The organism is Clostridium akagii DSM 12554, from assembly GCF_000686725.1.
Taxonomy (GTDB): domain Bacteria; phylum Bacillota; class Clostridia; order Clostridiales; family Clostridiaceae; genus Clostridium_I; species Clostridium_I akagii.
Window position 1 is genome coordinate 147265 of record NZ_JMLK01000008.1, and the last position, 12074, is coordinate 159338.

The window sequence follows — 12074 nt, forward strand, 5'->3', positions numbered from 1 at the left end:
AATGAACCTCCTTACATTTATTCTTTTATATAGTTTGGATTCCATTTCAGTAGTGATTTTTCCAGTATTCTGGCAATAGTATCAGAAAGCTTACCTAGCAATGCATAAATAATAACTCCAAGCACAATAACGTCCATCTGCATAAAATCTCTTGCATTATTAATCATATAACCGATTCCCGAGTCAGCAGCTATGGTTTCTGCTACTATTAATGTAAGCCACATAATTCCTAAAGAATATCTAATTCCAACCAAGATGGAAGGCAGCGCCCCAGGTAAAATAACATTAAAAAATAAAGAACTCCGCTTTAATTCATACACCTTTGCCATCTCTAAAATACCTTTATCTATGGAACGTATACCGTGGTATGTATTTAAATATATTGGAAAAAACACACCTAGAGAAATTAATATTATTTTTGGCTCCTCACCTATACCAAACCATAATATTACTAATGATAATATTGCAAATAGAGGAACATTTCGTACCATTTGTATTGTGGAATCTAATAATAGCTCTGCATTATGGGATAATCCATTAATTAATCCCAATACAAATCCAATACCTCCACCGATAAGAAACCCTAATATTGCACGTCTTGCACTTGTTCCGATATATTTCACTAAATCACCACTGGAAATCAAAGTTATTGTTACTTTTACAACTTGTGAAGGTCTCGGTAGTATCTTCCCTGACACTAGCCCAGTACTTGTTAATATCTGCCATAAAGCAATCAAAACAATTGGTAATATAAAAGGTAACAGCTTATCTTTAAGAGAATTAATACTCCTAATGTTCATTTAATCACCTCAATTAATAATTTTTTTATATTATTTATTTAATTCCTTTGTAAATGAATCACTCCAAATTGTCTTAACATCAAGTTTTTCTTTAAATAAACCAAGTTTTTCAAATGAATCTGCAATATCCTGTTGTGATGCTATTGCTTTTGTTGAATTCGCTACTATTTTCGATGGTCTTTCTTTTTCGCCTTTTTCGAAGGTATCTAAAGCCTGAGCTTTATCTTGATGCGTATTGTCCGCTGTAATCTGTGCCCATTTATCTGGATTTTTTCTGGTCCACTCATAAAACTTATTTAATCTTTTTAGATAATCAGTAATTGTAGCATGTTTAGCTGGATCTTTTATTGCATCATTTGTTGCCTCTAATGGAAAGTTACCTGATAAAATTTTTTCACCACTTTCAAGTGTTGTAGATCCATTTTGATGTGCTGTTATTATTCCATTTCCGTAACTGGCTAGAGCATCTATCTTTCCTCCAATTAAAGCTGTCAAGCCATCCGATGTAGTCATTTGCACTGAATTTATATCTTTCCAGCTTAAGCCTCCTTTTTCTAGTATTTTTGATAAAAAATACTGTGCTGTTGTCCCACTTATATAAGCAACTTTTTTACCTTTTAAATCTGCCACAGTCTTAATACTAGAACCTTTAGGAATAACCAATTCTTGTAGAAGCGTATTAGCCTGTTCTACAGCAATTATTTTATAATTACTATTGTCTCCAAAAAGTGGCGGTATCTCACTTGTAAGTCCTAAATCAACATGGTTACCAGCCATAGCTTCTAAAACTAAATTTCCACCTTGAAATACACTATATTCTACTTTGTATGGCGTATTATCAATCTCTGCCGCTTTAAACCCAAGATCTAGGTTGGCCCAACCAGTTTCAGATACCCTTAATGTTACTTTACTTAGATCTACTGATGATTTTTTGTTATCAGTTTTAACATTTGAATTACTACCACAGCCTGCTAATAATCCTGATACCAATATTACTGCCAATAAAGTTTTAATTTTTTTCATCATCTTTTACCCCTTTACTTATTAATTTATGAAAACTTGATATTTTATAACTCCATTTCACACCTTAATTTAAAAAATACAATAATGCTCAGTTTTATATATCCGCAAGACCAAATTCCATTAATATTTCTTCTAATCTTTCTTGTGCCATAGGTTTTGGAATTACAAACAACTTATTATCATCAATTGCTTTAGCAAGATTTCTATATTCCTGTGCCTGAGCTTGCTCTGGATCAAATTGTATTACTGTTTGTTTGTGTATTTCAGCTCTTTGAACCATATTATCACGTGGTACAAAATATATTAACTGACTACCAAGTTCTGTAGCAAAGGCTTTTAAAAGATCTATTTCTTTATCAACATTTCTTGAGTTACAAATGATACCACCTAATCTAATTCCACTACTATTGGCATATTTAAGTACACCTTTTGCTATATTGTTTGCTGCATATAATGCCATCATTTCACCACTGGCAACTATATATATTTCTTGTGCTTTTCCTTCACGCATTGGCATAGCAAACCCTCCGCACACAACATCCCCAAGCACATCATAAAATACATAATCTAAATCATCTGTGTACGCACCTAATTGTTCAAGCATATTGATAGAAGTTATTATCCCTCTTCCTGCACAACCAACACCAGGTTCAGGTCCACCTGATTCAACACATCTGATATTCCCAAAGCCAGGTTTTAATATTGAATTTAGATCAACTTCCTCGCCCTCTTCCCTTAGTGTATCCAGTACACTTCTCTGAGAAAGTCCTCCTAATAGAAGTCTTGTGGAATCAGCCTTTGGATCACATCCAACCACCATAATTTGTTTTCCCATTTGCGCAAGGCCTGCTGTAAGATTTTGTGTTGTAGTTGATTTTCCAATTCCACCTTTTCCATAAATAGCTATTTGTCTCATTTTATATTCCCCCTAAATTATGTTATATAATGATAGTACTCGGATAAAAATACTAGTCTAAAGACTTGTTATTTCTTTGATGATGCCTTACTATCTGTTTTAGTGTAATAACCAATTAATTTTTCTAAAGCTACATCAATAGATTCATGAATATCAAAAGCATCTATTCCATACTCCTTAAGTGCATTTTGCGCACCAGGTCCTATTTTCCCCACTAATACCGCTCTACAGTCGTTGATTTTTTCTGTAAGAGGTAAAAATTTATTTTTATGATATTCACTACACTCACAATCTAACCTATTTTTTCTTGCTTCAACAAAATCATATTCCTGTCCATCTACTTCATATATAAGAAATTGCAGTGCAGTAGCAAAATGTTGATCTACAAATACACCATCACCACTTCCTACCGCTATTCTATAACTCATAATTTATCACTCCTTTTTTAGTTATGTTTAGAAATTGAACTTAAATATATTTATATTGAAATAACCTTTAACTAAAATTAACAATCTTCATCTAGATAAGACTAAATGAAGATTGTTAATCCTTTAGTCTTATCTTTCAGGTATACCTGTTGGATTTAGCACCATGCATGCAAATGAAACATACGGGTTGCTGAAACTTCATTGGGCCATTCCCTCCATTTCTCTAGATAAGAAATATTAAATTTTAATGAAAAAAAAGACCATATTTACCCTATTATAATAGTGGTAAACATAGTCTCTAGTTTTTCTAGTCAACTCTGCATATATATCCAAGTATTCTTATTTGTTTTATTTATTGTAATTGCAAAATTTATTTTTGTCAATTATTTTTTGTATATATTCATATTTTAATATAAAATACATGTTTATATTATGAATTTATTATTGTAGTGGCAATAATTTGATACTTTTATTATATCCATTTTTAAATTTTATATGGATTTTAATCTATTATAATGATATAGATAGTTACTTCATATTAAATTTTTTTAGATACCCTGCCGCTGATCTGTTCATTTCCAATGAAAAATCCGACATATATTTACGTTTACAAAGTTCCATAATATTTTTACTAATATTTTTATTAGGGAAACCTGCTTTTTTATTTCTTTCCCCATGCATTTGTATATGTTCTTCTCTTGATAGACTATGATATTTATTTTCAAATACCATATATTGTTCTTGAAAACGAGCTGGTTTTTTCCTATTCTTTTGAGCTTCAGTAGGGTAACCATAAACTACCATAGCGGCCGGTATAACATACTCAGGAAGATCCAATAATTCTGTAAGATCTTCACATTTTTCAATAATATCACCAATATAGCATGAACCAATTCCTAAAGACTCTGCAGCTACCACAGTATTCTGGGCAGCTATAACTGCATCAGAATATGCCAGTAGAATATCGCCCTGTCCTGGCTTTCTTGGTTTACAGCCTTCAAATTCAAAAGAATCATACCATCTTTGATAATCCGCTAAAAATATAAGAACTAAAGGTGCTTTGGCAATAAACGATTGATCATCACATATCAATGATAGCTTGTTTTTTAATATTTCCTCAGTAACATTAATTATGCTATAAAGCATCATTCCACCTGCAGTGGGAGCTTCAAATGCAGCGTTGAATATTTCTTTTTTTATGTTATCCTCGATTAACTTATCTTCAAATATTCTTATAGATTTTCTATTCTTTATTTGTTCTAAAACCTCATTCATAGTATTTCTCTCCTTTCATTTCAGACTCTATTTTTTAATAATATTTATATTTCTTACTAGAAGATTTAAAAGTAATGAGATGACTTACTCAGAAATGAAATTATACGAAATATTATAACAAAATTTTAAATGTTTATCAATAAAGGGCATATCTCATAAAATAATTTTCCAATCATTATGAGATAGCCCCTACATAATATATACTATAAATTAAAATACTTGCTAGTTATATTTATTATCTAAACAGTGCAACAAAAACCAATGTTATTGTACTTATTAGTTTTATCAACACATGAAGTGAAGGACCTGCTGTATCTTTAAAAGGATCTCCCACAGTATCACCTACTACGCTAGCTTTGTGTGCCTCTGAATTTTTACCACCATATTGACCAAGTTCTATTAGTTTTTTAGCATTATCCCAAGCTCCACCACTATTATTAAGAAACAGTGCCATTACAACCCCTGCCACAGTTGTTATCATTAGAAACCCTGCTGCAGCTTCTTTTCCAAGAAGTATTCCTACAAGTATGGGCACAGTTATAACTAATATTCCTGGTAAAATCATCTCTTTTAATGCACCTTTAGTTACGATATCAACACATCTTGCGTAATTAGGTTTTGCAGTACCTTCCATGATTCCAGGTATTTCTTTAAACTGTGTTCTCACTTCCATAATTACATATTGAGCAGCTCTTCCCACAGCTCTTATTGCCGTAGAACTAAATACAAATACAAGCATTACACCTATAAATCCGGCAATGAACACTTCTGGCTTACCAACATCAACACTATACCAGGAATTCAATGGCTTTCCAAGAATAGTCTTAACTTGATTTAGATATGCAGAAAACAGAAGGAAGGCCGCAAGTGAAGCTGAACCTACTGCATATCCTTTGGTAAGAGCCTTTGTTGTGTTTCCGCAAGCATCCAATCTGTCCGTTACAACTCTTACTGCATCATCAGCATTAGACATTTCAATAATGCCACCTGCATTATCTGTAATTGGTCCAAAAGTATCCATTGCTAATATATATGCACAAGTTGAAAGCATGCCCATAGTTGCTATGGCCGTACCATATAAGCCTGCATTAGGAATATTATTAAGTGCAGCTCCTCCTAGTTTATACGAAATAAAAATAGCTACAGCTATAAATATGACGGGCAAAGCTGTGGATTCCATTCCCATAGCCACTCCAGTTATTATATTTGTTCCTGCTCCAGTTTCGCAAGATTTTGCTATCGCCTTAACAGGTCTAGAATTTAATGATGTATAATAATTGGTAATTACTACAAAAGCAAATCCCAATGCCACTCCAGTAACAACGCAACCATACAAAAGTCCATAGTTTACCTTGATGCCATTTATCAGCATATCTCCAAACATGTATTTGACATTAAAAAACAAAAGTACCAATACTATTACCGTAGTGATTATATATCCCCTATTTAGTGCCAGCATTGGATCTTTATTTTTATCTTTAACGTTTACAGTATATACCCCTACAATAGATGCAATTATACCTAAGGCACAACAGACTAGAGGAAATAATATTCCCTTTAATCCAAATACCGGATAAAGCGCCACTCCAAGTATCATAGCCCCTATATTTTCAGCGGCAGTTGATTCAAATAGATCTGCTCCTCTTCCTGCACAATCGCCAACATTATCACCCACTAAATCTGCAATAACAGCTGGGTTTCTTGGGTCATCCTCTGGTATTCCGGCCTCAACCTTGCCAACAAGATCAGCTCCAACATCTGCTGCTTTTGTATAAATTCCTCCACCAAGTTGTGCAAATAAAGCTACAAAAGATGCTCCGAATCCAAATCCGATAATCAATGATGGTGCATCTTTTACTAATACATCACTTCCACTTCCTCCGCCAAATACAAGAAATAAGGTTGTTATGCCTAGTAGTGAGAGCCCAGTTACTGCTAGTCCTGTTACTGCACCACCTCTAAAAGCTATCTTCAGTGCATTATTTAATCCTTTTTTTGCACCCTGTGCAGTTCTTATATTACAGTTAACTGCCATATACATACCTATATATCCAGCACCTGCAGAGCAAATTGCTCCAGTTATAAATGCAAAACCTGTATACCACGCTATGCTTATTGCATCAGAAGATCCTTTACTACCTACATTCGCAAAATAATCTGCAACAACGATTATAATCAGCACCACAATTGCCATTACCGCAATGGTCCTATACTGTCTCTTTATGAATGCCATAGCACCTTCTCTAATTGCATTAGATATTTCCTGCATTTCATGGCTTCCTTTATCCTGTTTAAATACATAGTTAACAAGATAAAAAATAACCACTAGTGCAATTGCAATAACACCATAGATAATACCAAAATATACTGTCATAATATCATCCCCTTCATAAAATATATATTTTCTTTTTCTAGAGAATATTCATAACTGGTATTAATATAGTTATTTTTATACAAAAAAAGTGTTGTGCTGAATATGATTAAAATCATTTTCAGCACAACACCTTATCTTAATTTTCAATTATAAAGAGGCTTTAAATATATTTAAAACATCCTCATGATCTATAGGTTTTAAGCTACCAATCTTACCATGTCTTACAGATTTTTTAGCCATTTCCTCTAATTTATCTTCACCAATTCCAACTTCACTTAATTTTGTAGGAATTCCAAGTGACACAAAATATTCTCTAGTTTTAGCAATTGCAGTATTTGCAATAACGTATTTGTCTCCATCTCTAGGAATATCCCATACATTAACTCCAAATTCAGCAAACTTTTCTACGGTGTTATCATCCAAAATATATTTCATCCAATTTGGAGTTAGAATTGCAAGACCAACCCCATGTGTAATGTCATAATAAGCACTTAGCTCATGTTCCATTGGGTGAACAACCCAGTTTTTATCTTTTCCGAAACTTAGTAGTCCATTTATTGCAAGACTTGAAGCCCACATCAGGTTTGATCTCGCTTCATAATTTTCAGGTTCTTCCATAGCTTTCCTGCCATAATTTATACAAGTTTTGAGAATTGCCTCAGCCATTCTATCTTGCAGAAAAGCCTCTTTTGTACTACTAAAATATGCCTCAAAAGTATGGCTCATTATGTCTGCTGTTCCTGCAGCAGTTTGATTCTGTGGTACTGAAAAAGTATATGTGGGATCTAGTACTGAAAACCTTGGTGCCATATCAGGATGCCCAGTTCCTAGTTTTTCATTTGCATCTACATCTGTAATAACCGCAAAAACATCCATTTCCGAACCCGTGGCAGCTAGTGTTAGTACCGTGGCAATTGGAAGTACTTTAGATATTTTACTTGGGTTTTTAACTATATCCCAAGCATCTCCTTCATAGTAGAATGCCCCTGCAATGACCTTTGCACAATCGATGGTACTTCCCCCACCAACAGCAAGTACAAGATCAATTTTATTTTCTCTACAAATCTCTACGCCTTTTCTTACAGTTGTGATTCTTGGATTTGGCTCTACACCTGAAAGTTCCCAAAATTCAATGGAATTCGTCTTTAATCCTTTAACTATATCATCATAAAGACCATTTCTCTTTATGCTACCTCCTCCATATACAAGAAGTACTTTTGAACCATATTCTTTTATTTGTTCAGGTAACACACTGACTTTACCTTTACCAAAAAATACTTTAGTTGGAATGGAATAATCAAAATTTAACATGCATTCACCTCTTAATTATTATTTTACAACTACAATTTTACTATAGTATACGTAAAAAGCAAATACATGCTTTTTACGTATACTAATTAAAAACATACTATTTAATCATTTTTATACTCCTAAGATAAGCATCGCCAACAACTTTAGGATCCGCTCCATTATCAACCTTTAAGTTCATTTTTCTCATATCTTCATCGGTTATCTTTCCTTGAAGTTTTTCAATTAGTGGTTTTATCTTAGGAAATTTCTCTAAGGTACTTTGTTTTACAATTGGTACTGCATAATATGGTGGGAAAAAATGTTTATCATCTGTTAAAGTTTTAAGATCCATTTTTTGAAGTATCCCATCTGTAGAAAATGCATCAGCAACCTGAGTTTCATTACTAGCTAATGCTGAATATCTTAATCCACTATCGAGTCCCTTAGATGCTTTAAAATTCAGACCATAGATTTTTTGAAGACCCGGATATCCGTCCACCCTATTTAAAAATTCCATGGTACTTCCAATAGTTAGCTGATTACTTACTTTTGCTAGATCAGAAATGGAATTTATATTATATTTACTTGCTTCTCCTTTTTTCATTGCTAATACATAAGTATTATTAAATCCAAGAGGTTTTAACCACTCTATGCCATATTCTTTGTTAAAATATGTTTGCACCTTATCATATACCTTATCTGCATCACCTATTGATTTTTCTTTCATTATATCCACAAGACCTGTTCCTGTATATTCAACATACAAATCAACATCCCCTGCTTTAAGTGCATTAAATACAACACTTGTTCCACCTAGATTTAATGTTTCTTTAACTTTATAATCTGTATTATCTTCTATAAGCGTTCCAAGTATATTACCAAGTATCAGTTGCTCATTAAAGTTTTTTGAGCCTATTACTATGGTATTTCTATTATTATAGTAATTATATCCAATTGATGATGCAATAACTATAACAATCAATGCAATCAATGCAATTCTATATTTTTTAGCTAAAATTAAAACTTTATTTGGTTTTCTCTTTCTTGTACTGCTAGCTTCGGACATTCCCCTAGGAAGTACTACCTCTTCTACTTTCCCTAAAACAAAATCAAGAACTAGTGCAAGTATACATGCTGGAATTGCACCTGCTAAAATCATATTATTGCTAAGTGTTTGAATACCTGAGAATACCAAATATCCAAGGCCACCTGCTCCAACGAAAGCTGCTATGGTCATAAGTCCAACTGCTGTAACAGCAGAAATTCTTATTCCTGACATAATAACAGGCATAGCAAGTGGGAATCTTACTTTGAGTAAAATTTGACTTTTAGTTAAACCAAGTCCTTCTCCAGCTTCTATTATTGCTTCATCTATATTATTAAGGCCAGTAAACGTGTTTTTTATAATTGGTAGTAATGAATATACTACTACCATTACTATGGCAGGTTTACTTCCAATTCCAAATACGGGAATTAAAAATCCTAATAAGGCTATACTTGGGATAGACTGCATTACACTGGCTAATCCAAGTACGAATGTAGATATTTTTTTTCTTCCTACAATGAATATACCTAATGGTACTCCTATTATTATAGAAATTGCCACTGCTAATAGTGTCAATTCAATATGTTGCAAAAGAAGATCACCTATTTGACCTTTTCTATCTATTACAAAGCTTATAAAGCTATTTATACTACCCATTATATATTCACTTCCTTGCTTATAAACTGATTACTTAGTACTGATAGTAAACTACTTTTAGTAATAAGCCCTACTAGTTTAAAGTTTTTATCAACCACAGGTATATAACTAATATTTTCCTTTTCTATCTTAGCTATTACATCTACAATTGAATCATCTTCAGAAGCTGTAATAATATCTTTTTTCATTATTTCTTTCAATTTCATTTTTTTATCATCACTATGTCTAAGTTCCCTTAATGTAATTATTCCATTAAGTTTATTTTCCTTATCTACTATTAATACACTATCCACTAAATTTGTTTTCATAATCTCAGTTGCTTGAAGAATTGTTCTCTCTTCACTTGCTTTTATTGGATTTTTTATCATTATGTCTTTTGCTTTTATAAACTCTGGCTGATTCCATATTCTATCTTCACCTATGAAATTTTTAACAAAGTCATTAGCTGGCGTTTTTAATATGTTTTCAGGAGTGTCAAATTGAACTATCTGTCCCTCTTCAATAAAACAAATCTTATCAGCCAGCTTTAAAGCTTCATCCATATCATGAGTTACAAACACTATTGTCTTTTTCAAATTCTGCTGTATATTAAATACTGCATCTTGAAGTTGATTCCTAGTTATTGGATCCAATGCACTAAAAGGTTCGTCTAATAATATTATTTCAGGATCCATTGCAAAAGCTCTTGCAATTCCAACCCTTTGCTGTTGACCACCACTTAACTGATTTGGATACTTATCCATATATTCCTCTGGCTCCATATCTACCATCTTCAATAATTCTAAAGTTCTAGCTGATATCTTTTGGGAATCCATTTTTTCAACAGACGGTATTAGTTCTATATTTTCTTTAACAGTAAAATGTGGTAAAAGACCTGTTTGTTGTATAACATATCCCATATTTCTTCTAAGTTTTATCTTGTCTTCATTTTCAATGTTTTTACCATCAATTAAAATTTCACCGGAACTTGCTGTAATTAACTTGTTTATAAGTTTTAATGTGGTTGTTTTCCCACATCCACTTGGTCCTATTAATACTACAAGTTCACCTTTTTCTATATTTAAATTAATATCCTTTAGTAGTGTCTTGCCACCGGCTACCACTTTACTAACATTTTTGAACTCTATCATAAACTTCACTCCTTCTGATACAAGTAACAACTTTATTATAACACAAAGTTGTTACTTGGTAAAGAATGTAGTACTTTATGTTACAATTTACACATTAGTTTTAAATTGTATATTATTGTAAAATATATAGTTTCCATGGTTCTTCTTAGTAATTATTATTTGCAAAAATACCCGCATTATTCACGGCAATCTAGTATGGTAGAATGCAAAAAAATAAACGCCAGTAAAATTTACTGGCGTATAACTAACTTTAAATATTGGTTTTCTTTGACATGTGAAAAACAACTAATCAGTATATTGTTTCCTTTTACTTACTATATACTACTCTTCATCGGCTTTTACAGAAAGAAAATCTTTAACTCTATAATAACTCTCCTCGTCACCAATTGAAATATATATATCTCCACTTTGAAAAACTGCATATGGCCCTGGAGAAAGCATTAATTTTCCATTACGCCTTATACCTATAATAGTTGCTTTGGTACTTTGCCAAAAATTTGTTTCAGAAACAGTTTTACCTATAACTTTGCACCCATCCCCTATTTCAAATTCATAAGGCATGAACGGGTTACTCTTGTTAAATCTATTTGTGTAATCCATCAAGTTATTTATTTCTTCATCAAGATTTTTTTCTATATTACTCCTTTGATTCATTAAATTAATTATACTTTTTTTCATTGAATTAATAGATTGTATATCCTTAAATTTATCCACGAACTTCAAGCAATTATCAACAGATTTAATTACAATTCCACTTCCTTTTGTTACTTCTACTATATCCATTTCATTTAGTAACAGCATAGCCTTCCTGATAGTTTCTGGCGATACATTATAGTGACTTGAAAGAACTGAACGTCCATATAATTTCTGGTCAAGGGAAAAGTCACCCTGAATTATCCTATTAGCAATATCAATTGCTATCTTCTGATAAATTGGTTTTTCTCTAGATTCACTAAGCATTTAGACACACAAGAGCTAATTTTAGCTTTTTGTGTTTCCCTCCCTCGCTGATTTATATTTCTTATCAACCTCAGTATAGAATATTATCAATTAAGTGTAAATAACTAGTTTCTGTTATTTGCCATATAATTTAAAGTTTGATGTTATAATATTAAATAACAGTATGAATTTATAAA

Annotated in this window: 10 protein-coding genes and 1 riboswitch; all 10 genes read right to left on the reverse strand. The window is 32.3% G+C overall.

Annotated elements, in window-relative coordinates; translation table 11 throughout:
• Positions 1-17: 17 nt before the first annotated feature.
• Positions 18-800 (reverse strand): ABC transporter permease subunit, encoded by a 783-nt coding sequence (locus tag BR66_RS0104785; RefSeq protein ID WP_026881892.1) that lies wholly within the window; start codon positions 798-800, stop codon positions 18-20.
• A 30-nt stretch (positions 801-830) separates the two neighbouring features.
• Positions 831-1823 carry an ABC transporter substrate-binding protein gene (locus BR66_RS0104790; protein ID WP_026881893.1) on the reverse strand — a complete coding sequence of 331 codons (993 nt, stop codon included), beginning with the start codon at positions 1821-1823 and terminating at the stop codon, positions 831-833.
• A gap of 94 nt (positions 1824-1917) precedes the next feature.
• On the reverse strand, positions 1918-2739 hold the full coding sequence (gene nifH, locus BR66_RS0104795; protein WP_026881894.1) for a nitrogenase iron protein: 822 nt from the start codon (positions 2737-2739) through the stop codon (positions 1918-1920).
• Positions 2740-2807: 68 nt separating this feature from the next.
• Positions 2808-3167, reverse strand: a complete 360-nt coding sequence (locus BR66_RS0104800; RefSeq protein ID WP_026881895.1) for a NifB/NifX family molybdenum-iron cluster-binding protein — start codon at positions 3165-3167, stop codon at positions 2808-2810.
• A 126-nt stretch (positions 3168-3293) separates the two neighbouring features.
• A riboswitch (SAM riboswitch) is annotated at positions 3294-3401 on the reverse strand.
• A gap of 294 nt (positions 3402-3695) precedes the next feature.
• A complete protein-coding gene (locus BR66_RS0104805; protein ID WP_026881896.1) occupies positions 3696-4442 on the reverse strand; it encodes a nitroreductase family protein in 747 nt (248 codons plus the stop codon).
• Between the two features lie 235 nt (positions 4443-4677).
• Positions 4678-6816, reverse strand: a complete 2139-nt coding sequence (locus BR66_RS0104810) for a sodium-translocating pyrophosphatase (protein WP_026881897.1) — start codon at positions 6814-6816, stop codon at positions 4678-4680.
• A 147-nt stretch (positions 6817-6963) separates the two neighbouring features.
• Positions 6964-8127, reverse strand: coding sequence for an iron-containing alcohol dehydrogenase (locus BR66_RS0104820; RefSeq protein ID WP_026881898.1), 1164 nt, complete (start codon positions 8125-8127; stop codon positions 6964-6966).
• Between the two features lie 97 nt (positions 8128-8224).
• A complete protein-coding gene (locus BR66_RS0104825) occupies positions 8225-9808 on the reverse strand; it encodes an ABC transporter permease/substrate-binding protein (RefSeq protein WP_026881899.1) in 1584 nt (527 codons plus the stop codon).
• Positions 9808-10938, reverse strand: a complete 1131-nt coding sequence (locus BR66_RS0104830) for a betaine/proline/choline family ABC transporter ATP-binding protein (RefSeq protein WP_026881900.1) — start codon at positions 10936-10938, stop codon at positions 9808-9810. The genes BR66_RS0104825 and BR66_RS0104830 overlap by 1 nt, the downstream gene beginning before the upstream one ends.
• Positions 10939-11259: 321 nt before the next feature.
• Positions 11260-11898, reverse strand: a complete 639-nt coding sequence (locus tag BR66_RS0104835; protein WP_026881901.1) for a GntR family transcriptional regulator — start codon at positions 11896-11898, stop codon at positions 11260-11262.
• Between the last annotated feature and the right edge of the window lie 176 nt (positions 11899-12074).

What these genes read in the sequence shown, in the direction of transcription:
- BR66_RS0104835 (WP_026881901.1), bottom strand. Translation starts at nt 11,898, where the DNA reads ATGCTTAGTGAATCTAGAGAAAAACCAATTTATCAGAAGATAGCAATT.
- BR66_RS0104805 (WP_026881896.1), bottom strand. Translation starts at nt 4,442, where the DNA reads ATGAATGAGGTTTTAGAACAAATAAAGAATAGAAAATCTATAAGAATA.
- BR66_RS0104825 (WP_026881899.1), bottom strand. Translation starts at nt 9,808, where the DNA reads ATGGGTAGTATAAATAGCTTTATAAGCTTTGTAATAGATAGAAAAGGT.
- BR66_RS0104800 (WP_026881895.1), bottom strand. Translation starts at nt 3,167, where the DNA reads ATGAGTTATAGAATAGCGGTAGGAAGTGGTGATGGTGTATTTGTAGAT.
- BR66_RS0104820 (WP_026881898.1), bottom strand. Translation starts at nt 8,127, where the DNA reads ATGTTAAATTTTGATTATTCCATTCCAACTAAAGTATTTTTTGGTAAA.
- BR66_RS0104790 (WP_026881893.1), bottom strand. Translation starts at nt 1,823, where the DNA reads ATGAAAAAAATTAAAACTTTATTGGCAGTAATATTGGTATCAGGATTA.
- BR66_RS0104810 (WP_026881897.1), bottom strand. Translation starts at nt 6,816, where the DNA reads ATGACAGTATATTTTGGTATTATCTATGGTGTTATTGCAATTGCACTA.
- BR66_RS0104785 (WP_026881892.1), bottom strand. Translation starts at nt 800, where the DNA reads ATGAACATTAGGAGTATTAATTCTCTTAAAGATAAGCTGTTACCTTTT.
- BR66_RS0104830 (WP_026881900.1), bottom strand. Translation starts at nt 10,938, where the DNA reads ATGATAGAGTTCAAAAATGTTAGTAAAGTGGTAGCCGGTGGCAAGACA.
- nifH (WP_026881894.1), bottom strand. Translation starts at nt 2,739, where the DNA reads ATGAGACAAATAGCTATTTATGGAAAAGGTGGAATTGGAAAATCAACT.